21 protein-coding genes are annotated in these 21097 nt (G+C 71.7%); 10 read left to right on the top strand and 11 right to left on the bottom strand.

Annotated elements, in window-relative coordinates; genetic code table 11:
• Positions 1 to 91: 91 nt before the first annotated feature.
• Positions 92 to 721, top strand: a complete 630-nt coding sequence (locus tag JOC24_RS10040; RefSeq protein WP_205019801.1) for a TetR/AcrR family transcriptional regulator — start codon at positions 92 to 94, stop codon at positions 719 to 721.
• Between the two features lie 141 nt (positions 722 to 862).
• A complete protein-coding gene (locus JOC24_RS10035) occupies positions 863 to 1606 on the top strand; it encodes a bifunctional DNA primase/polymerase (RefSeq protein WP_205019799.1) in 744 nt (247 codons plus the stop codon).
• 70 nt (positions 1607 to 1676) lie between these two features.
• On the opposite strand, the gene JOC24_RS10030 is transcribed toward JOC24_RS10035, so the two are convergent.
• The 4 genes from JOC24_RS10030 to efeO are packed head-to-tail and all read right to left on the bottom strand — an operon-like array spanning position 1677 to position 5990.
• A complete protein-coding gene (locus JOC24_RS10030; RefSeq protein WP_205019798.1) occupies positions 1677 to 2684 on the bottom strand; it encodes an SCO2278 family lipoprotein in 1008 nt (335 codons plus the stop codon).
• Entirely contained in the window at positions 2596 to 3531 is a 936-nt protein-coding gene (efeU, locus tag JOC24_RS10025; RefSeq protein WP_205019796.1) for an iron uptake transporter permease EfeU, read from the bottom strand. Before efeU ends, JOC24_RS10030 begins: the two co-directional genes overlap by 89 nt.
• A 42-nt stretch (positions 3532 to 3573) precedes the next feature.
• Positions 3574 to 4839, bottom strand: coding sequence for an iron uptake transporter deferrochelatase/peroxidase subunit (efeB, locus tag JOC24_RS10020; RefSeq protein WP_205019794.1), 1266 nt, complete (start codon positions 4837 to 4839; stop codon positions 3574 to 3576).
• Between the two features lie 14 nt (positions 4840 to 4853).
• Positions 4854 to 5990, bottom strand: a complete 1137-nt coding sequence (gene efeO, locus JOC24_RS10015; RefSeq protein WP_205019793.1) for an iron uptake system protein EfeO — start codon at positions 5988 to 5990, stop codon at positions 4854 to 4856.
• 389 nt (positions 5991 to 6379) lie between these two features.
• Here efeO and JOC24_RS10010 point away from each other — a divergent pair, with 389 nt between their 5' ends.
• On the top strand, positions 6380 to 7096 hold the full coding sequence (locus JOC24_RS10010) for a PhzF family phenazine biosynthesis protein (protein ID WP_205019792.1): 717 nt from the start codon (positions 6380 to 6382) through the stop codon (positions 7094 to 7096).
• Positions 7097 to 7121: 25 nt separating this feature from the next.
• Here JOC24_RS10010 and JOC24_RS10005 read toward each other — a convergent pair whose 3' ends face one another.
• A complete protein-coding gene (locus JOC24_RS10005) occupies positions 7122 to 7784 on the bottom strand; it encodes a biliverdin-producing heme oxygenase (protein ID WP_205019790.1) in 663 nt (220 codons plus the stop codon).
• Between the two features lie 169 nt (positions 7785 to 7953).
• Positions 7954 to 8811: a type I methionyl aminopeptidase gene (map, locus tag JOC24_RS10000; protein WP_205019788.1), complete on the bottom strand. Its 858-nt coding sequence runs from the start codon at positions 8809 to 8811 to the stop codon at positions 7954 to 7956.
• Positions 8812 to 8869: 58 nt separating this feature from the next.
• Between map and JOC24_RS09995 the strand changes: the two genes are divergently transcribed.
• Positions 8870 to 9106: a hypothetical protein gene (locus JOC24_RS09995; protein WP_205019786.1), complete on the top strand. Its 237-nt coding sequence runs from the start codon at positions 8870 to 8872 to the stop codon at positions 9104 to 9106.
• An 83-nt stretch (positions 9107 to 9189) separates the two neighbouring features.
• Here the strand turns inward: JOC24_RS09995 and JOC24_RS09990 are convergent, their stop codons facing one another.
• Complete coding sequence (locus JOC24_RS09990) at positions 9190 to 9792, bottom strand: hypothetical protein (protein WP_205019784.1); 603 nt, start codon at positions 9790 to 9792, stop codon at positions 9190 to 9192.
• Positions 9793 to 9912: 120 nt separating this feature from the next.
• Here JOC24_RS09990 and JOC24_RS09985 point away from each other — a divergent pair, with 120 nt between their 5' ends.
• The 3 genes from JOC24_RS09985 to JOC24_RS09975 all read left to right on the top strand — a co-directional run bounded on the left by JOC24_RS09985 (position 9913) and on the right by JOC24_RS09975 (position 11238).
• Entirely contained in the window at positions 9913 to 10251 is a 339-nt protein-coding gene (locus tag JOC24_RS09985) for a hypothetical protein (protein ID WP_205019783.1), read from the top strand.
• 10 nt (positions 10252 to 10261) lie between these two features.
• Positions 10262 to 10972 (top strand): NADPH-dependent F420 reductase, encoded by a 711-nt coding sequence (gene npdG / locus JOC24_RS09980; protein WP_205019782.1) that lies wholly within the window; start codon positions 10262 to 10264, stop codon positions 10970 to 10972.
• Between the two features lie 80 nt (positions 10973 to 11052).
• Positions 11053 to 11238, top strand: coding sequence for a hypothetical protein (locus JOC24_RS09975; RefSeq protein ID WP_205019781.1), 186 nt, complete (start codon positions 11053 to 11055; stop codon positions 11236 to 11238).
• Positions 11239 to 11242: 4 nt separating this feature from the next.
• On the opposite strand, the gene JOC24_RS09970 is transcribed toward JOC24_RS09975, so the two are convergent.
• The gene (locus JOC24_RS09970) at positions 11243 to 12061 is read right to left on the bottom strand and encodes a site-2 protease family protein (RefSeq protein ID WP_205019780.1); all 819 of its coding nucleotides are present in this window, start codon (positions 12059 to 12061) and stop codon (positions 11243 to 11245) included.
• Between the two features lie 124 nt (positions 12062 to 12185).
• Here JOC24_RS09970 and JOC24_RS09965 point away from each other — a divergent pair, with 124 nt between their 5' ends.
• A complete protein-coding gene (locus JOC24_RS09965) occupies positions 12186 to 15509 on the top strand; it encodes a BTAD domain-containing putative transcriptional regulator (RefSeq protein WP_205019779.1) in 3324 nt (1107 codons plus the stop codon).
• Between the two features lie 7 nt (positions 15510 to 15516).
• Here the strand turns inward: JOC24_RS09965 and JOC24_RS09960 are convergent, their stop codons facing one another.
• The 3 genes from JOC24_RS09960 to panB all read right to left on the bottom strand — a co-directional run bounded on the left by JOC24_RS09960 (position 15517) and on the right by panB (position 18396).
• On the bottom strand, positions 15517 to 16374 hold the full coding sequence (locus JOC24_RS09960; RefSeq protein WP_205019778.1) for an ABC transporter permease: 858 nt from the start codon (positions 16372 to 16374) through the stop codon (positions 15517 to 15519).
• Positions 16371 to 17387: an ATP-binding cassette domain-containing protein gene (locus JOC24_RS09955; RefSeq protein WP_205019777.1), complete on the bottom strand. Its 1017-nt coding sequence runs from the start codon at positions 17385 to 17387 to the stop codon at positions 16371 to 16373. The genes JOC24_RS09960 and JOC24_RS09955 overlap by 4 nt, the downstream gene beginning before the upstream one ends.
• Before the next feature lie 121 nt (positions 17388 to 17508).
• Positions 17509 to 18396, bottom strand: a complete 888-nt coding sequence (gene panB / locus JOC24_RS09950; protein WP_205019773.1) for a 3-methyl-2-oxobutanoate hydroxymethyltransferase — start codon at positions 18394 to 18396, stop codon at positions 17509 to 17511.
• A gap of 184 nt (positions 18397 to 18580) precedes the next feature.
• On the opposite strand from panB, the gene JOC24_RS09945 reads away from it, so the two are divergent.
• A complete protein-coding gene (locus JOC24_RS09945; protein ID WP_205019769.1) occupies positions 18581 to 20188 on the top strand; it encodes an MFS transporter in 1608 nt (535 codons plus the stop codon).
• 105 nt (positions 20189 to 20293) lie between these two features.
• Positions 20294 to 20992: a TetR/AcrR family transcriptional regulator gene (locus JOC24_RS09940; RefSeq protein ID WP_205019768.1), complete on the top strand. Its 699-nt coding sequence runs from the start codon at positions 20294 to 20296 to the stop codon at positions 20990 to 20992.
• The last annotated feature ends 105 nt before the right edge of the window (positions 20993 to 21097 follow it).

Raw genomic sequence — 21097 nt, 5'->3', positions numbered from 1 at the left:
TGCGCAGTGATCCGTTCGGGTGGTTCGCGGGCGACGGCTGTTGACCCGGCAAGACGATACGTATCGGACCGCGAGCCCCTAGGCTGGTCCGATGTCATCCCACAAGGCACCCGACTCCAGCCGTCGCAGCGACCGCTCCCGCCGCGCCATCCACGACGCGGCACTCGCACTCGTCGGCGAGGTGGGCTACGCGAGGACGACCATCGAGGGTATCGCCGCCCGGGCCGGGGTCGGAAAGCAGACGATCTACCGCTGGTGGCCGTCGAAGGCGGCCGTGCTCATGGAGGCGTTCCTGGACATGGGGGCCCGGCAGGCCGCGGACGCGGACGCGACGGGAGGAGGGGGCGAGCACGGGATCCCGGACACCGGCGACCTGGCGGCCGACCTCAAGGCGGTACTGCGGGCCACGGTCGACGAACTGAACGACCCCGCGACCGAGGCACCCACCCGGGCCCTGACCGCCGAAGCCGTCATCGATCCGGCGCTCGGGGCCCAATTCGTCGAAAATCTTCTCGAACCACAGCTCCAGTTGTATGTCACACGCCTGCGCTCGGCCCAGGAGGCCGGCGAGGTGCGCGCGGACGTCGATCCGCGTGTCGCGCTGGAGCTCCTGATCGCCCCGCTCGCCCACCGCTGGCTGCTGAGAACGCTTCCGCTGACCCACGCGTACGCGGACGCCGTCGTCGACCACACCCTGCGGGGGCTGTCGGTCGGGCCATGAGTCCGTCCCTGATTCCGTGACATTCCGTACGGGTCGGGCGACCTCTGCGCGACGGCCCGGGCACCCCGCTTGGGCACTCTGGCCACCCGAGGAGCAGGATGGTGCGACGATGGAGGAGTAACCGCTGAGGTGAGGGGATAGATGGGCGCCGATTCCGGCCGCTATCGCGGCACAGAGGGCAGGATTTCCCAGTGGCTGCGCAGGCGGCCGAAACCGCAGCCGGAGGCCGACGACGCGGCGCGGCTGGCGCTGCTCCTGGCCGTCGCCGAGGCAGGAATGCCCATCTCGCCCGCGGCTCACCCGTCCGGATACCGATGTTCCTGCGAACGTATCGGCTGTCCCACTCCCGCGCGGCACCCCGTCTCGTTCGCGTGGCAGACGCAGTCCACTACGGACAGCGCGCAGATCGAGCGCTGGGCGGCCGGTCAGCCGCTGGCCAACTTCATCACCGCGACGGGCATGATCCACGACGTCCTCGACGTCCCCCTCACCGCCGGGCTGTCGGCCCTGGAGCGGCTCACGGCCGCGGGCATCGACGTCGGCCCCGTGGCCCAGTCCGGCACCGACCGGATGCTCTTCTTCACCGCCACCCGCGGCACCCCCGACGACGAGGACGAGTGGTGGCCGTGCGAGCTGGACTGCCACCCCGAGACGATGGACGAGCACCCGGGATTCCGCTGGCACTGCCGCGGCAGCTACGTCCTCGTGCCGCCCGCACGGCTCCCCGGTGAACTGGACGTGCACTGGGTCCGTGGACCGGAGCACCCGCTGCCCGACCCGCTGACCCTGCTGGAGACGCTGACCGACGCCTGCGCGCGGTACGCGGACACGGCCGACGAGAGCGATCTCGACCACGACGCGGTGGCCTGGCCGCTCAGCCGCTGAGAGCTGTCGCGGCGGGCCGGCGGCCGTGCGGTGGGCAGGGCCCCGTGCAGGGCCCTGCCGTCCGAAGCGGTCAGGACCCCTGCGCCGCGACCAGGCCGGGCAGCCGGTTGATCACGCGCACCCGTCCGTCCGCGGCCCCGGCGCCCCCCGCGCCCTTCTCGGGCACGTACGCCAGCTGGCTGGAGACGCGTTCCTTGGTGAGGGTGCTCTTCACCTCGCCGGTCAGCAACGCCCGCACGTCCGCCGTGACCGTCGGCCGCAGCCCCTCGGCCGCCGTCTGCCGCTCGAAGTGCTTGCTGCTGAAGAAGACCAGCGCCCCGCCGTCCTCCGTCGTCAGGCCGAGCGGCGCGAACGTCCCGGAATCCAGCGCCTGGTCGACGTACTGGTAGGAGAAGCCCGCCCTGCGGGTGTTCTTCCGCGCCTCCCGCCAGACCGAGGTCACCGACCCCGGGGCGAACACGTCCGGGGAGCCCTCACCGAGGTAGTCGGTGTACGTGGCGCTCAGATCCGCCGGCGGGGTGGCCAGCGCGGCGTCCGCGTCCGCGGAGGGCACGGGCTGTGCCCAGCCGTCGGCGTCCTTGCGGAACTTCGGGATCTCGGACGGGGAGGCCACCGCCAGGTACGCGACCTTCCACGGCGCGCCCGGCCCGGTACGGACGAAGGCCAGCAGCCAGCGGGTGTCCAGCTTCCCGCCGTCCTGGTCGCGGTTGGAGTCGGTGTCCGCGACGAACCAGCGGGGCCATCCCGCCTTCTTGGGGATGGTGTACGAGGCGTCGGTCAGCTCCAGCGGCTTGTGCCGCGCGTTGCCCTCGGGACTGTTCTTCTGCCGTGCGGCCAGGCCCGCCTGGTTGATCGCGCCGAGCGAACCGGTCACCACGTCCTCGTCGAGCGCCGGATCGTACGCCTTGTCCGCCTTGTTGTACGCGACCGTGAAGTCCTTCAGGGCCTTCGCGGCCTCGGACCTCGTCGCCCCCGGAACTACCTCCAGCTCACCGTGTACCGTCACGCAGCCGCTCGCCGTCACGGCCACTGCCGTCACCGTCGCGAGCCCCGCCGTCAGTCGACCCAGCCTTCTCATCCGTTGTCTTCTGCGCCTTCTGATCCGTCGTCCGCACTGACCGCCTGAACCCTACCGGGGCGAGGAACAGCGCGAGCGTGGGGATGAGATACAGCGCCCACACCGTGACCTGGAGAACGGTCGGATCCGCCTGGAAGTTGAAGACTCCCTTGAGCAGGGTGCCGTACCAGCTGTCCGGCGGAATCGTGGTCGTGATGTCGAACGCCTTGTCCCGCAGGCCGCCGAGGAAGCGGGCCTCCTGCAGGTCGTGCACGCCGTAGGCCAGTACCCCCGCCGCGACCACCACGAGCATGCCGCCCGTCCACGTGAAGAACTTCGACAGGTTGATCTTCAGCGCGCCCCGGTAGAACAGCCAGCTCAGCACGATCGCGGTCGCGATGCCCAACAGCACCCCGATCAGCGGTGACGAGGAGCCCTCGCCGCTCGCCCGCACCGACGCCCACACGAAGAGCGCGGTCTCCAGGCCCTCGCGGCCGACCGCCAGGAAGGCGGTCGCCACCAGGGCGCCGGTGCCCATCGCGAGCGCCGAGTCCAGCTTCCCGTGCAGTTCCCTCCTCAGGTGCCGCGCGGTACGCCGCATCCAGAACACCATCCAGGTCACGAGCCCGACGGCGATGATCGACAGCGAACCGCCGAGCATCTCCTGCGCCTCGAACGTCAGCTCCTGCGAGCCGAATTCGAGCGCGGCGCCGAAGGCGAGCGAGATGGTGCAGGCGATCGCGATGCCGGTCCACACCGGGCGCAGCGCGTCACGGCGGCCGGTCTTGACCAGATAGGCGATGAGGATGCAGACGACGAGGCCGGCCTCCAGCCCCTCGCGCAGGCCGATCAGATAGTTGCCGAACATGCCGGTCCTTCCACGGTGCGGGTCATGAGAACAGCGCCAGGGTCACGAGAACAGTGCCCGGCCCCACCAGTCGTCCTTGTCGCGGACGCCGGGCGGAACGGCGAAGACCGCCGAACCCACGTGCTGGATGTATTCGTTGAGCGCGTCCGAGGCCGCGAGGCTGCGCTGCACCGGGATGAAGCCCGTGCGGACGTCCCGCTGGTAGGCCAGGAAGAACAGCCCCGCGTCGAGCCTGCCCAGGCCGTCCGTACCGTCGGTGAAGGAGTAGCCGCGGCGAAGGATCGTCGCCCCGTCGTTGGTGTCCGGGTGCGCCAGGCGGACGTGCGCGGTCGGCAGCATCGCCTTCAGGAACGGTTCGTCGCGCTCCTTGGCCTTGCCGACCGGGGCACCCTCGCCCTTGTCCCGGCCGAAGATGTCCTCCTGCTCCTGCAGAGGAGCCCGGTCCCACGTCTCGATGTGCATGCGGATGCGCCGGGCCACCAGGTACGACCCCCCGGCCATCCACCCGGCGTCGTCCGTCCGTCCGGCCCACACGTGTTCGTCCAGGGCCGCCTCGTCCGTGCCCGCGATGTTCCGGGTGCCGTCCTTGAACCCCATCATGTTGCGCGGGGTCTGCGTGCCGGGCGTCGTCGAGGACGTCTTGCCGAACCCCAGCTGCGACCAGCGGATGGCGGTGCGGCCCATCCCGATCCTGGCGAGGTTGCGGATGGCGTGCACGGCGACCTGCGGGTCGTCCGCGCAGGCCTGGACACACAGATCCCCGCCGCTGCGGGCGGAGTCCAGGTTGTCGCCGGGGAACTTCGGCAGATCCACCAGCGCCTCGGGCCGCCGGTCCTCGAGGCCGAAGCGGTCCCGGGCGAACAGGGACGGGCCGAAGCCGATCGTGAGCGTCAGCCGCGACGGCCGCAGGCCCAGTGCCTCACCCGTGTCGTCCGGCGGGGCCTCGGCCGGCCCTCCGTACGCCCCCTCGCCCACAGTCCGTCCGGCCGTCATCCGCTCGGCGGCCCGGGTCCATTCCTTCAGGAGGGAGACCAGTTCGGCCCGGTCCTTCGTCGTCACGTCGAACGCGGCGAAGTGCAGCCTGTCCTGGACCGCGGTGGCGATCCCCGCCTGGTGCGCTCCGTGGAAGGGCACCGCCGAGCCGCTGTCCGCGGCCTGCTCGGTGTTCCCGCCGGAGCGCACCGCGGCGACGGCGCCGCCGGCCGCCGCGGCGCCGAGCGCCAGCCCGGCACCGCCCCAGCCGAGCAGCGCGCGGCGCGACGGCTCGGGAGCGGTGCCCGTGTCCTTGTCCCCGGTGTCCCCGGCCATGTCTTCGGCTCCCGCTACTTCGTGACCGCGGCGGCCAGCTTGGACAGCGGCTCCGCCAGCGCGTTGACCGCGTCGGAGAGTTCCTTGCGGTCCGCCTTGCCGACCTTGTCGTACGAGGTGAAGTCGTAGGAGGTCTTGTCCTTGCGGTACTTGTCCAGCAGGGTGTTCAGCGCCGCGAACTGCTTGTCCAGGGAGGCGGTCAGCGCGGCGTCGTTCTTCGAGGCGATCGGCTCGAGGAGCGTGTAGGACCGTTCCGCCCCCTCGACGTTCGCCTTGAAGTCGACGAGGTCGGTGTGGCTGTAGCGCTCCTCCTCGCCGGTGACCTTGCCGGTGGCGACCTCGTCGAGGAGCTCCTTGGCGCCGTTGGCCATCGAGGTCGGGGTGATGTCGGCCCGGCCGACCCGCTTCTGCCAGTCCAGCAGGTCCTTGTGGAGGACCGGGGCGAGCTCCTTCTCCTCGGCGCCCAGCTTCCCGTCCTGCCACAGCGCCTTCTCCAGGCGGTGCCAGCCCGTCCACTTCTGACCGTCCTCCAGGCCGTCCTCGCGGACGTCGACCTTCGGGTCGATGTCACCGAAGGACTCGGCGACCGGTTCGGTGCGCTCCCAGCCGATACGGGAATCCGCGTACGCCTTCTTCGCCGCCTCGACGTCGCCCGCGGCCACGGCGTCCGTGAAGACCTTCACCTTGGGCAGCGTCTCGTCGGCCTGCGCCTGTACGTAGTCGCGGTATCCGGCGACGGCCTTGTCCATCTCGGGGCTGCGGGCGGCGGCCTTCCCTCCGGTCGCCTCGACCGTCTGGCGGATGCCCTTGCCCTTCATCCCGGGCTTGCAGGCGATCTCGTACGTCCCGGCCTTGATCTCGGCCGTGATCCTCGCCCTGGTGCCCGGGCCGATGTTCTCGCGCTCGGTGACGATCCGGTCGTCCGGGAAGAGGACGTAGACCTCGGTGACCTTCGAGCCCTTGTTCTCCACGGCGAGTTCGACGTGTCCGGCCGGGAACTTCTTGGACGACACCTCGCAGGAATCGTCCTTGGCGACGACCTTCACGGCGCCGTCGCTCCTGCCGTCGCTCTTCTCGGCGCAGCCCGTGACGGCGGTCAGTGCGGCCACCGCGGCGACAGCGGTGACGACGGAGGGACGAACGGCTCGCATGCGGGGCTCCACGAGGGTGAAAGAGCGGGGGGTGGTGCGGACGAATAGCAGGTGAGGCGCGCCTAACTTAACCGTGCCTTACCTCGCCGATACCCACAGTTCGCGTGATTCGGGTCTCACTCCGTAGGGCTGGAAACAGCCCGGTCACAGGGGGCCCATGCGGAACCCACCGAAAGGTCAAGGACGGGTCAAGCAAGCCCTTTCGCCGTGACGCGCGGCCACCCGGCCCGCCGGCGGGGGAGGGGTGCCCGGCCGGCTGCCGGTGCGCCTCGACGGTGACCGCGGCGGGCCGCCGCCCTGCCGTCCGGTCCGCCTCCCGGCCGCACCGGCACTCCACGCCGGTGCGATCCTGTCGCAGGCCGGGGTGCGGACGGTGCTTGAATGCGTGCGTGAACGACTTCGACGTACCCGACGGCATCGACGTACTGCGCGTGTTCTGCGGCCCCGACGGCCGGCACGGCAACCCGCTCGGGGTCGTACGGGACGGGCGCGGCTACCCCGACGACGACTCCCGGCAGGCGCTCGCCCGCAAGCTCGGTTTCAGCGAGACCGTGTTCGTGGACGACCCCGAGCGCGGCGACGTCGACATCCGCACGCCGGACCTCCGGCTGCCGTTCGCCGGGCACCCGCTCGTCGGTGCGGCCTGGCTGCTCGACCTGGAGATCCTGGAGCTGCCCGTCGGGGACGTGGAGGCGCGCCAGGACGGCGAGTTCACCTGGATCACGGCCCGTCCCGAGTGGGCGCCGCCGAGGACCCTGGAGCGGTACGCCTCGGTCGCGGAGGTCGAGGCGCTGACCGGACCGCCCCCCGGCGAGGGCCGGCTCTACGTCTGGGCCTGGGAGGACGAGGCCGCCGGCCGCGTACGGGCGCGGGGCTTCCCGCGCCGAGGGGACGAGCGCGGCGACAGCCGCTCCGGTGGGGCCGGGGCTCGCGTCGGGGGGATCGACGAGGACGAGGCGACCGGCGCCGCGGCCATGCTGCTGAGCGCCCAACTCGGCCGGGCGCTCAACATCACGCAGGGCCGCGGCTCCCAGATCCTCACCGCGCCCGCACCGGACGGCATGGTGGAGGTCGGAGGCCGCGTCCTTCTGGCTGTCGCGTCCTGACCGGGGTGCGCGGCGCCGGAAGGTGTCACGCGCTGAGCGGGAAGACCTCGCCCAGCTCGCGGAAGACCGCGGTGTTGAGTGCGAAGGCGCGCTTGCACTCGTCCATGACGCGCTGCTTCTCCAGGTCGTCGGCGTTCACCGCGTCCAGCAGCTCGCGGTAGTCCCGCTTGAAGGCGGCGGGGTTGGGGATCTGCTCGAAGACGTAGAACCGCACCCCGTCGCCCTTGCGGTCGAAGCCCCAGGTCTTCTCCGCGGTGCCGCGGATGATCTGGCCGCCCGAGAGGTCCCCGAGGTAGCGGGTGTAGTGGTGCGCTATGTACCCGGCGGGCCACTCCCGCGCGCACTCGGCGACCCGTGCGGCGTACGCGGCCGTGGCGGGCAGCGGCTCCAGACCCTCACGCCATCCCTCGCCGCGCAGGTGCGTGAGGTCCCGCTCCAGCTCGCCCGCGCGCATCAGCTCCGGCTGGATGAAGGGCCCGGCGACCGGGTCCTCGCGCAGGGACTGCGCACCGTCCTCCAGCGCCCGGTAGACGAACCACAGCTGCTCGGTGTAGCGCGTGTACGCCTCGACGCCGAGCCGTCCGCCGAGCATGTCGCCCATGAAGGTCGAGGACTCCGCCTCCGTGTGCTGCTCGTGCGAGGCGGTGCGGATGAGCGTCGAGAAGGGCGTGGTGGCGGTCGAGTCCAAGGCGGGCCTCCGGGGGCCGGGGGGACGGGAAGTCCGGACAGGAGCGTACGTACCGGAGGCGTCGAACGCGCCGACGTGCGCCGGTGTCCCGATCTTCCTGCTTAGGCTTGCCTAAGTCAACAGGTTCCCGACCGGCTGTCGGTAAAAGACGCGGGTGCGCGCCGTCCGCCTACGGGAGGGTCAGGATGTCCGCCCCGGTCTCGGTCACCACCAGGGTGTGCTCGAACTGCGCGGTCCGCTTCCGGTCCTTCGTCACCACGGTCCACCCGTCGTCCCACGTGTCGTAGTCGTGGGTCCCGAGCGTCAGCATCGGCTCGATGGTGAACGTCATCCCGGGCTGCATCACGGTCGTCGCGTGCGGGCTGTCGTAGTGCGGGATGATCAGGCCGGAGTGGAACGAGGAGTTGATCCCGTGCCCGGTGAAGTCCCGCACCACCCCGTATCCGAACCGCTTCGCGTACGACTCGATGACGCGCCCGATCACGTTGATCTGGCGTCCGGGCCGCACCGCCTTGATGGCTCGGTTCAGCGACTCCCGGGTGCGCTCCACGAGGAGCCGCGACTCCTCGTCCACGTCGCCGCAGAGGTAGGTGGCGTTGTTGTCCCCGTGCACGCCGTCGATGTACGCGGTGACATCGAGGTTCACGATGTCGCCGTCCCGGAGCACGGTGGAGTCCGGGATGCCGTGGCAGATGACCTCGTTGAGCGAGGTGCAGAGCGATTTGGGGAAGCCCCGGTAACCCAGGGTCGACGGATAGGCCCCGTGGTCCACCATGAACTCATGGGCCACCCGGTCCAGTTCGTCGGTGGTGACCCCCGGCGCGATGTGCTTGGCGGCCTCCTCCATCGCCTGCGCCGCGATGCGGCCGGCGATCCGCATGCGCTCCACGGTGTCGGGGTCCTGGACCTCCGGCCCGGTGTACGGGGTGGGGGCGGGCTTCCCCACGTACTCGGGACGCCGGATCCTTCCGGGAACGGAACGGACGGGAGTGATCTCCCCTGGTGCGAGAAGTGACTGGCCAGACATGTCAGCGAGTCTAACCAGCGTGCTCGGGGCACCATGGCAACGAGGAAAGGATTCCGCAATGGCCCTGTTCAAGAAGCGCACGGTGGGCAAACCGGGCGAATGGTACTACTGCCTGGAGCACAAGAAGGTCGAGGAGGGCCCCGACTGCCCGGGGAAGGACCGATTCGGCCCGTACGCCACCCAGGGGGAGGCGCAGCGCGCGATGGACACGGCGCGTGAGCGCAACCTGGAGTGGGAGAACGACCCGAAGTGGCACGACCGCTCGGACGGGCCGACGGACGAGACCCCGGACTAGGCCCTCTCGTTTGGATCAGGCCGGATCAGGGAGCGGGTCTGATCCAAACGAAACACCCTGGGCCCGAGGCCGGGGCGGAGGTGTCACCAGCGCTCCGGGGGAGGCGCCGTCAGCTGGTCGGCCAGCCGGGAGAGCCGGTCGCGGAACGTGCGGCGGCCCCGGGGCGCCGGGGCGCCGTTCTCCCCCGCGGCGGCGCTGACCAGGTGCTGGACCGTGTCCAGGTCGACCTCGTCGGCGGCGGCCACCGTCAGAGCCTCGTGGGCGAGCCCCCGCACCTCCGCGTCACCGCCGTCCAGTGTGAGCACCGTCGCCCCCGCGCGCCGCGCGTCGTGCACACGTTCCAGCAGGCCGCCGCCCGGCCGCTCGGGCGCCACCACCAGCAGCGTCTGGCCGCGTCCGGCCGTCTCGATCCGGCCCAGACCCGCGGCCAGGTGCACCGGGTCGTCCGGCTCCACCCGGTGGCGTACGAGCGTGGGGCGCAGCTGCGGCAGACCCGACCAGGTGGACTCGTCGACCAGATGGGCCGCCATGTGCCACGGCTCGTACACCTCGGTCCCCACCAGCAGCAGCCCGCCGTCCTGCGGGACGACCGACGACCGCAGGGTCCGGGCGAACCGCCGGGCCGCGGCGGGCCACTCGGTACCGGCGAGCACCTCACGCAGCAACGCGACACGCACAGCATCCATGAACCGGCATCATGCCCCCGACCACCGCCCCGTGACCGCCCGAACCCGGCAACCCACCCGTACGGGTACTGCCGGAACCCGGAACCGCCCGCCCCTCGCCGCGGCTGTCACAATCACGCCATGACCGCTGCGGACACCTTCGACCGGGCCTGGATACTCGGCTGGACACTGCTGGTCCTTCCGCTGTCCTGCGCCCTCCTGCGCGGCTGGGCACCGGCATGGCTCCGCCGGTGTGCCACGCCGCGCATGCTGCGGGCCCGTGGCATCGGAGGCCTGATCCTCTGGGCGAGCGCCGTGGCGTCGGTCGTGACGCGGTGGGTGGGACTCCCCACCGGTGACCGGTACCCGCTCACCCTGCTGGCCGGACCGGTGGCGGTGCTCGCCGCGGTCCTCCTCGTCGGCGTGACGGATGTCGCGGAGCGGCGACGGCGGAGGAAAGCCTTCCCTACCTCGCAGTAGGGTCGGCGCCATGACTACGAATGACAGTGGCAGCGCCCCCAAGCCCCCTGCCAAGGACCCCTGGGACCTCCCCGACGTGTCGGGCCTGACCGTGGGCGTGCTCGGCGGAACCGGCCCCCAGGGCCGCGGCCTCGCCTACCGCTTCGCCCGCGCCGGGCAGAAGGTCGTCATCGGCTCGCGCGCCGCCGACCGGGCCGGGGCCGCCGCCGCCGAACTGGGCCACGGCGTCGAGGGCGCGGACAACGCGGAGTGCGCGCGCCGCAGCGACATCGTGATCGTCGCCGTGCCGTGGGACGGCCACGCCAAGACGCTCGAGTCCCTGCGCGAGGAGCTCGCCGGGAAGCTCGTCGTCGACTGCGTCAACCCGCTCGGCTTCGACAAGAAGGGGGCCTACGCCCTGAAGCCCGAGGAGGGCAGCGCCGCCGAGCAGGCCGCCGCCCTGCTGCCGGACTCCCGGGTCACCGCCGCCTTCCACCACCTGTCGGCGGTCCTCCTCCAGGACGAGACGATCGACGAGATCGACACCGACGTCATGGTGCTGGGCGAGGCGCGCGCCGACACGGACACCGTGCAGGCACTCGCGAGCCGTATCCCCGGGATGCGCGGCGTGTTCGCGGGCCGGCTGCGCAACGCGCACCAGGTCGAGTCCCTCGTCGCCAACCTGATCTCGGTCAACCGCCGCTACAAGGCACACGCGGGGCTGCGCACCACCGACGTGTGAGTCCGTGTCCGGAGCCGAAACGGGCATGAGGGACACTGGACGGGACCGCGCACCATCCCCGGACAGGAGCACCAGCCCTCATGCCCCGCCTCGCTCTCTACGCCCTCGCCGTCTGTGTCCTCGCCGTCGCCGCGGCCGTGGTCTCCTTCGTCCAGGGCAGCATCCTCCTCGGGATCGTCTGGGTGCTGCTCGTCGGCCTCTCCTCGAACATGACGTGGTTCTACGTCCGCAAGCACAGGGCGGAGACGGAAGCGGCCGCGAGCTGAGGGCTCACGCCCCCTGCGGCACCGCGCAGACCGGGTTCTGGTCGCCGAACCACTCCTGCCAGAAGCGGTAGGTGTCGAGCCCGCAGTACGTCTCGATCTCGCTGACGCCCAGGCCCCGCAGCAGCGCGTCCACCGCGTCGAAGAAGACCCCGTTGAGCTCGGGGATCCACAGGAGCGCGAAGACCGCGATCAGCCCGAAGGGTGCGAACGGCTCCACCTGGCGCCGGACCTTGTAGGAGAGCCACGGCTCGATCACGCCGTAGCCGTCGAGCCCCGGGACCGGCAGGAAGTTGAGGATCGCCGCCGTCACCTGGAGCAGTGCCAGGAACGCCAGGGCGAACCGGAAGGACAGCGGGACGCCGTCCAGGGCGCCCAGCCAGAACGGTGCGGTGCAGACGACGGCGAACAGGACGTTCGTCAGGGGGCCGGCCGCCGAGATCAGGCTGTGCTTCCACCGCCCCCTGATGCGGCCCCGCTCGATGTAGACCGCACCGCCCGGCAGACCGATGCCGCCCATGATCACGAACAGCACGGGCAGCACGATGCTCAGCAGGGCGTGGGTGTACTTGAGCGGATTGAGCGTCAGATAGCCCTTCGCCCCGATCGAGATGTCGCCGCTGTGCAGCGCGGTGCGCGCGTGCGCGTACTCGTGGAGACAGAGCGAGACGATCCAGGCCGCCGTGACGAAGAGGAAGACCGCGAAACCGGTCTGCTCGGCGAAGTCCGTCCACACCGCCCAGCCCGAGACGGCCATGACGGCGACGATCCCGAGGAAGATCGGACTGACCCGCCGGTCGCTGGGGCGGCGGAACGCGGTGGTCATCGGCGGCACTCCTGAGGGCTGGACGGCTGGCTGCGGCCCCCGAGCGTACGGGTGACACGGCGAGAACGCCTCACCGGCGGGTGGTAGTTCCACGGTGGACGGAGCCGTCACGGACAATGGGCCCGTGCACTACGGCATCCTCGGTACCACCCGCGCCCTCCGCGCCGACGGCACGGCCGTCGCCCTCGGCGGGGCGCGGCTGCGCGCCCTGCTCACCGTGCTCGCCCTGCGCCCCGGACGTACGGTCCCGGCCGGAGTGCTCGTCGACGAGGTGTGGGGCGGCGACCCGCCCTCGGACGCCCCGGGTGCCCTGCAGGCACTCGTGAGCCGACTCAGGCGAGCGCTGGGCCGGGACGCGGTCGCATCCGCGGAGAACGGCTACCTCCTCGTCGCCGATCCGGACGCCGTGGACCTGCACCGCTTCGAGCGACTCGCGGCGGAGGGCGCCAGGGCGCTGGAGGAGGGCGACGCGGCGAAGGCCGTCACCGTCCTCGACGACGCGCTCGCCCTGTGGCGCGGACCCGCTCTCGCCGACCTGCCGGACCGCGCCGTGGCGGCCGCCCGCTGGGAGGCCAGACGCCTGGACGCCCGCCGGACCCGGGTCGAGGCGGTCCTCGCGCAGGGCCGCACCGACGAAGCGCTGCCCGAACTGGCCGGGCTCTGCGCCGACCACCCCCTGGACGAGCCCCTCCAGGTCCTCCGTATCAGGGCGCTGCGGGACGCCGGGCGCACCGCGCAGGCACTCGCGGTGTACGACGAGGTGCGCACCCTGCTCGCCGACCGGCTCGGCACCGACCCGGGCCCCGCACTGCGCACCCTGTACGAGGGGCTGCTGCACCAGGAACCGATCGCCCCGGCCCCCGTCCCGCCGCCGCCGGCACGGCCGGGCAATCTGCGGGCCAGGCTCACGAGCTTCGTCGGCCGGGAGGCGGACATCGCGGACCTGGGCGAGGACCTGACCCGTGCCCGCCTGGTCACCCTCCTCGGCCCCGGCGGCGCGGGCAAGACCAGGCTGTCCCAGGAGGCGGCCGAAACGGTCGCCGCCTCCTGGCCCGACGGGGTGTGGCTGGCGGAACTGGCCCCCGTGGACGACCCGGAGGCGGTCCCCGAGGCCGTGCTCGGCGCGCTCGGCGCCCGTGAGACCGTCCTGCGCGGAGCCGGCGCCGAAGGACTGCGCGCCGTCGAACGCAGCTCCGTCGCCGGGGCCGGCAGCGCGCTCACCCACCTCACCGAGCACTGCTCCCAGCGGCGCATGCTCCTGCTGCTCGACAACTGCGAGCACGTGGTCGAGGCGGCGGCCCGGCTGGCCGACCACCTGCTCGCCCGCTGCCCCGGGCTCACCGTCCTGGCGACGAGCCGGGAGCCCCTCGGTGTCCCCGGCGAACTGGTGCGGCCCCTCGGCCCGTTGCCCGACCCCATGGCCCTGCGCCTGTTCGCCGACCGTGGCGCCGCCGCCAGGCCCGGCTTCAGGGCCGACGCCGACGCCGAGACGGCGGCGGCCTGCGCGGAGATCTGCCACCGCCTCGACGGGCTGCCGCTCGCCATCGAGCTGGCCGCGGCCCGGCTGCGGATGCTCGGCCCGCGTCAGATCGCCGACCGCCTGGACGACCGCTTCCGCCTGCTGTCCAGCGGAAGCCGCACCGTGCTGCCGCGCCAGCAGACCCTGCGCGCGGTCGTGGACTGGTCGTGGGACCTCCTGGACGACGGCGAACGCGCCGTCCTGCGCCGGCTGTCGGTCTTCGCCGGCGGCTGCGACATCACCGCGGTGGAGGGAGTCTGCTCCCTGCCGGGTACGGAGTCCGGCGACGCCGGGGACGTGACGTTTCTTCTCGGTTCCCTGGTCGACAAGTCCCTGGTCGTGGCCGCCCCCGGTGACGACGGTGACATGCGTTACCGGCTCCTGGAGACCGTCGCCGAGTACGCCGCCGAGCGCCTCGACGCATCGGGGGAGCGGGCTGCCGCGGAGCGCCGGCACCTCGTCCACTACCGCGAGCTCGCCCGCGTCACCGACCCCGAACTCCGTGGCGCCGGGCAGCAGGCCGCGCTCGCCCTGTTCCAGCGAGAGTACGAGAACGTGCGCACCGCCCTGCGTCGCGCCGTCGCCGCCGAGGACGAGCACGAGGCGCTCTGCCTGGTGCACTCCCTCTGCTGGTACTGGCAGATGCGTGATCTGCGGAGCGAGGCGAACCTCTGGGCGGTCGCGGTCGCGGCTCTCGGCCCCGACCCGTTCACCGAGCCCGTCGAGCCCGCCCCTTCGCTGCTCGAACGCTGTACCGACCGTCCACCGCCGATGGTGGCGGAGCAGCTCCAGGAGGCCCGGCGCGGGGTGCGGCTGATCCAGCTGGTGAACGTGGGCCACCAGGAGAACGAGTGGATGACGAGCGCGGGCATGGACCGGCTGCGGACGATCGCCCGCACCTACCGTCCGGGTCAGCCGCAGACCTGCCGGATCCCGGGCTCACTGTGGCTGTTCGCCGTCATGTTCACCGGGGACGTCGACGAGTTCCTCGCCCTCCTGGACGGGACGGTGAACGCCTGCCGGGACCTCGGCTTCGAGTGGGAGCTCGCCACCGCCCTCCAGATGCGGTCCAACGCGCTGGCCAACCGCCCCGACTGGGTGGGGGAGGCCGGGCGGGACGCCGACGAGAGCCTGGACATCTTCATGGGTCTCGGTGACGTGTGGGGCGCCGCCGAGGCACTCGCGTCCAGGGGGGAGGCCAACGAGCGGAGAGGCGAAAGCGCCGCAGCCGCCGAGGACTTCAGGGCCGGCGTCGCCTACGCCGAACAGCTCGGGGCCCACGCCCAGGTGGCGGTGCTGCGGGCCAGGTACGCCTCAGCGCTCTGCGACACGGGCCGGGGCGAGGAGGGGGAGCGCATCCTGCGCGAGGTGCTCGCCGACGGCCGGCAGTCAGGCCCCGAGGCCTGGCCCGTGGCCCGGCTCCACCTCGCGCTGTGGCTGGGCAGGACCGGTCGGGTGAGCGAGGCGCGTGAGCAACTGGACACCCTGTTCGGCGCGTTCGTGTCCGAATCGGTGGCGCTCGTCGAGGGGTTCGTGCTCGGTGTCCAGGCGTGGCTGGACAACCTCGAGGGGGACTACGGCACCGCCCTCTCCCGGTCCGTCCGCGCGCTGAAGCGGTCCGGGGACTCGATGGCGCAGGTGGTGGCGCCGCAGATGACCTCCATCCACCTGGTCGTCGTCGCCTGGGCGCTGGCGGGGCCCGGTGGCGAGGGCCGCGGGCGGGACGCGGCACGCCTGCTCGGCCTGCACGCGGCGCTGCTCCCGGAGGGCTACGTACCCCTGGCGGTGGAGCGCCAGAACCTGGCCATGGCCGAGGAGACCGTCCGCACGTGCCTGGCGGACGACGCCTACGAGACGGCGTACGCCGAGGGCGGCGGCCTCACGCTGGAGGAGGCCACCGCCCTCGCGGACACGTACCTGGCGGAGTGAGGCGCGCTCAGGACTTCTTGCGGAACCTGGACACCGCGAGCGGGGCCACCACCGCGGTGATGGCCACGGTCCAGCCGAGCGTCACCCAGACCGAGTGGGCCAGCGGACCGCCCATCATCAGGGCACGGGCGGAGTCGGCCAGGTTGGACAGCGGGTTGTAGTCGGTGAACGTCCGGAGCCAGCCGGGCATGGTCCCCGTCGGCGCGAAGATGGACGAACCGAACTGGAGCGGCATCAGCACGAGCATCCCCATCCCCTGCACCGCCTGGGCCGTCTTCATGGTCAGCCCGAGCAGGATGAAGATCCACATGATGGCGGCGCCGAACGCGGCCGACAGGGCGATCGCCGCGATCAGTCCGAGCACCGACTCCTGGAGCTCCATGCCCAGGGCGAAGCCCATGCCCAGCAGGATCAGCGTGGCGACCATCATCCTGCCGAGTTCGACCACGATCTTCGCGATGAGCACCGAGGAGCGGGCGATCGGCATCGTGCGGAACCGGTCCATGACCCCCTTGCGGAAGTCGTCGTTGACGCCTGCGCCGACCGCCATGGCGATGTTCATGCCCATCATCGCCATCAGGCCGGGGATCAGGTAGTTGAGGTACTCCTGCCGGCCGCCGCCCATGCTGCTGCCGACCGAGCCGCCGAAGACGTACACGAACAGCAGCGTGAAGATGACCGGCATCAGGAGGGCGTCGAACATCGACTCCGGATCCTTCTTGATCTGGAGCAGATTGCGCCGCACCAGCGCCCCGATGTGGCGAAGGTTGTTCCGCAGCCCGATCCGGCCCTCGTCGTGGAGCTTCGTGTCCGGTGCGGACGCGACCGCGTCGGCGGGTGCGGGCGTCAGAGTCGTCGTGCTCATGCCGCGACCTCCTGGGGGATCGTTCCGGTGACGGTGGCCTTGTCGCCCGTGACCGCGAGGAACACCTCGTCCAGGCTGGGCAGTGCGGTGGCGACATGGGCGAGCGGGAAGCCCCGGGTGCCGAGCAGGCCGATCACCGCGGTGAGCTGCTCGTCGCTGAGGATCTGCACGTGGAGCAGCCCCTCGTCCGGGACCGTCTGGGCGCCCGCGATGCCGTCGAGGCCGCTCTCCCGCAACGCCCTTTCCATCGCGCCCAGTTCGGCCGGGTCGGAGGGCCGGATCTGCAGCGTGCGGCCGCCGACCTTGGCCTTGAGCTCGTCGACGCCGCCCCGGGCGATGATCTTCCCCCGGTCGATGACGGTGAGCTCACTGGCGAGCTGTTCGGCCTCTTCCATGTACTGGGTGGTGAGCAGCACGGTCGCCCCCTCCGCGACCATCCGCTGCACCTCTTCCCAGACCTCGTTACGGGTACGGGGGTCGAGACCCGTCGTCGGCTCGTCCAGGTAGAGCACGGCCGGACTGCCGATCATCGAGGCGGCCAGGTCCAGCCGGCGCCGCATGCCGCCGGAGTAGTCCATCGCGGCCTTCCTGGCCGCATCGGTGAGCGAGAAGCGCTCCAGCAGCTCGTCGGCGCGGGCCCGTGCCTTCTTGCGCGGCAGGTCGAGCAGGCGCCCGATCATGTAGAGGTTCTCCCAGCCGGAGAGCTTCTCGTCGACCGAGGCGTACTGCCCGGTCAGGCCGATGGTGCGGCGGAGCTGCCGGGGCTGCCTGACCACGTCGCAGCCGGCGACGACGGCATGCCCGGCGTCCGGCACGATCAGGGTGGACAGGCAGCGTACGAGGGTGGTCTTTCCGGCACCGTTGGGCCCGAGCACACCGAGGACGGTGCCCTCGCGCACGTCGAGGTCCACCCCGTCCAGTGCCTTCGTGGCGCCGTAGTGCTTGACCAGCCCCCGTACCTCGATGGCGTTCGTGCCGCCCCTGAGGTTCTTCGCGTTCTTCATGGACACCATGACACCAGCCCTCACCGACAAGTCGCCGACATGTCGCTGACAGGGGACCGAGCGCAGGCGACAGCCCGCCGAGGGGGGAAGGTCGGCGGGCTGTCGGTGGTGCGGCAGTGGTGTGTGGGCGTCAGTGGAAGGTGTGCTCCGCCGCCGGGAACGTGCCGCCGACGACCTCTTCGGCGTACTCCTTGGCGGCGTCGGTGAGCACCTGGCGCATGTTCGCGTACTGCTTGGTGAAGCGCGGGACCTTGCCGCCGGTCAGTCCGACCATGTCGGTGTAGACCAGCACCTGCGCGTCCGTGTCGGGACCGGCGCCGATGCCGACGGTCGGGATGTGCAGGGTGCGGGTGACCTCGGCGGCGAGCTCGGCCGGCACGAGTTCGAGGACGACGGCGAAGGCGCCCGCGTCCTGGACCGCCTTCGCGTCGCGCAGCAGCTGCTGGGCGGCCTCCTCGCCCCGGCCCTGCACGCGGTAACCCATGGCGTTGACGGACTGCGGCGTCAGGCCGATGTGGCCCATGACCGGGATGCCCGCCTCGACGAGGAGCCGGATCTGCTCGTGGGAGCGCTCGCCGCCCTCCAGCTTCACCGCACCCACACCGGCGTCCTTGATCAGCCGGGTGGCGTTGCGCAGGGCCTGGACCGGGCCCTCCTGGTACGCCCCGAAGGGCAGGTCGGCGACGATGAGGGCCCGCTTGGTCCCCCGCACCACGGCGGCCGAGAGGATGGCCATCTCGTCCATGGTGACGGGCACCGTGGTCTCGTAGCCGAGGTGGCAGTTGCCCATGGAGTCGCCGACGAGCATGACGGGGATGCCGGCCTCGTCGAAGATGGACGCGGTCATCGCGTCGTAGGCGGTGAGCATCGGCCACTTCTCGCCGCGCTCACTGGCGGCGGCGATGTCGTGGACGCTGACGCGGCGGGTGCTCGTGCCTCCGTACAGCGCCTTGCCCGCGCCGGGAGTGGGGCCCGTGGGGGGTGTTGCGGACTGGTCCTGCGCAGCCTGAAGCGACATGGCCAACGGCTCCTTCGTCATCTCGAGGCGCCCTGACGGCGTCCCCGGATCCCTTCCATGGTGGCATCCCGGCACCGTTCCCGGGAAGTGGGCCCACCGTGCCCGGTGAACGGTGCCGGGCAACCGGGTAAAGTCTTTCCAATACGAGACGGTGCCGTATTGGAAAGTGGTTAGAGTCGTGGCCATGTCCATACCGTCCGGCGGCCCCGCCGCCGCGCCCCGCGTCCCGGAGGCGGTCCACCGCCGCCGCTGGGCCATCCTCGGCGTCCTCATGTTCAGCCTGCTCATCGTCGTTCTGGACAACTCGATCCTGAACGTCGCGGTCAAGACGATCGCCAGCCCCGCGCCGACCGGCATCGGCGCCAGCCAGAGCGAGCTCGAGTGGGCGATCAACTCCTACACGCTCGTCTTCGCCGGCCTGCTCTTCACGGCCGGTCTTCTGGGCGACCGCATAGGCCGCAAAAAGGTCCTGCTGGCCGGGATCCTCGTCTTCGGCCTCGGCTCGGCCCTGGCCGCGCTCTCCTCGTCACCCGGCGAGCTCATCACCTGGCGCGCGCTGATGGGCTTCGGCGCGGCGTTCGTGATGCCCGCCACCCTCGCCGTCCTGATGAACGTCTTCGAGCGCGACGAGCAGCCCAAGGCCATCGGCATCTGGGCCGGCAGCGTCGGCCTCGGCATCGCGATCGGCCCGATCACCGGCGGTCTGCTCCTGGAGCACTTCTGGTGGGGCTCGATCTTCCTGGTCAACGTGCCCGTGGTGGTCGTCGCGCTCATCGCCATGGCCGTCCTCGTGCCCGACTCCAAGGACCCCGCCCCCGGCCGCGTCGACCCGATCGGGGTCGTCCTGTCCATCATCGGCCTGGTCCTGCTGGTCTACGGCATCATCCGCGGCGGTGAACTGGCCTCCTTCACCGACGTCACCGTCCTCGCACCGCTGATCGGCGGCCTGCTGGTCCTGACGGCCTTCGTCCGGCACGAGAAGCGCAGCAGTCACCCGTCCATCGACATCTCCTACTTCCGCGAGCCCGCCTTCTCCGCCGCCGTCGCCGCCATCGCGCTGGTCTTCTTCGCGCTGATGGGCGTCACCTTCTTCTCCGCCTTCTACCTGCAGAGCGTGCGCGGCTACACCGCCCTGGAGTCCGGGCTGCTGATCCTGCCGCTCGCCGCCGCACAGATGGTCTTCGCGCCCCGCGCCCGCCTGGTCGTCGACCGGTTCGGGGCCCGGGCGGTCTGCACCGTCGGCATGCTGCTCGTCGCCGCGGGCCTCGCCGCCTTCGCGCTGTTCGACGCGGACACCCCGCTGTGGGTGCTGTGCCTGGTCTTCTTCGTCCAGGGCACCGGCATGGCGCACATCATGCCGCCGGTCACCGTCGCCGTGATGCAGGCCCTGCCGCGCGAGCGGGCCGGCTCGGGCTCCGCGATCAACAACACGTTCCGCCAGGTGGGTGGAGCGCTCGGTATCGCCGTGCTCGGCTCGGTGCTCTCCACGGTCTACCGAGGTGACATCGAGGGCCACCTCGACGGCGTGCCGGTCGCCTCGAGGGACGTCGCCGGCGAGTCCATCGAGGCGACCCTGGGCGTCGCGGAGAAGCTGGGGCCCGCGGGCAGGCCGCTGATCGCCGCGGCCAACGACGCGTTCATCGGCGCGATGCACGTCACCGCGCTCGGCTCGGCCGCGGTCGCCCTGATCGGTGCGGCGGTGGTGGCCGCGTTCCTGCCCGGCCGGCGGCCGGCCCCGGGGGAACCGGACCGGGCCACCCAGGCCGTCGGGGAGCCCGCGCACCAGTCCTGACCCGCAGCCCCGGCCGGGGGAGTCGCCCCACCCCCGGCCGGTCGGCGAGAATCGAGGTGTACGGCGAACAGCGAGCGGCGGACGGCGCAGCGAGAGGCGGCCCACGTGCGGCAGGCGGCACAGAACCCGGCGCGGGACCCGGCCGGTCCGGCGGATCCGCCCTGCCGGAAGGAGGAGCCGCGCCGCGGCCGACCCCGCAGCGCGGCCGTGGAACGCGCGATCCTCGACGCCGTCGTACAGCTGCTGGAGGCGGGGGAGACCCTCGACGGCCTGTCCATCGAGCGCATCGCCCGCACCGCGGGGGTCGGGAAGGCCACCATCTACCGCCGATGGAGCGGCAAGGAGGAGCTCTTCGTCGACGTCCTCCGCGACATCGAGCCCGCCGACCCGACCGTCTCCGGCACCGCCGGTCTGGACGACCTGCGCGTCATGCTGGAATCCATGCGCACGCGCGGTCTCGCCCAGCGCTCCTCCGCACTCCTGCACAACGTGTTCGTGCAGATGAAGAAGCACCCCAGACTCTGGACCGAGTACCAGAGCACCGTCATCGCGCCCCGGCGTGCCGCGATGCTGGCCGCCGTGCGGCGGGCCGTGGACGCGGGGGAGCTCCGTGACGACCTCGACGTGGAGCTCATGGACGACCTGTTCCTGGGACCGATGCTCGTCCGCACCGTCCACCGCCCCGAGGCCCCGCTCCCGGAGGACCTCGCCGACCGCATCATCCGGACGCTCCTGCAGGGCCTCGCGCCACGCGGACCGGAACCGCGGGCCGCGGCCGCGGGGACGACGGCGGCCCCCGTGTGATCGTTCTGTCACAGACCCGGAACTTCCCGCCCTGCCAGGAACCCGCCGTACCGCATCCGTCGTCCTGATGGCAGTACGGCCGTCGTCGACGGCGGGAACGGCGTC

This window comes from Streptomyces sp. HB132 (assembly GCF_016909575.1).
GTDB lineage: Bacteria > Actinomycetota > Actinomycetes > Streptomycetales > Streptomycetaceae > Streptomyces.
Note: the sequence above shows the minus strand (reverse complement) of the source record. Positions and strands in the feature narration are given on the sequence as shown.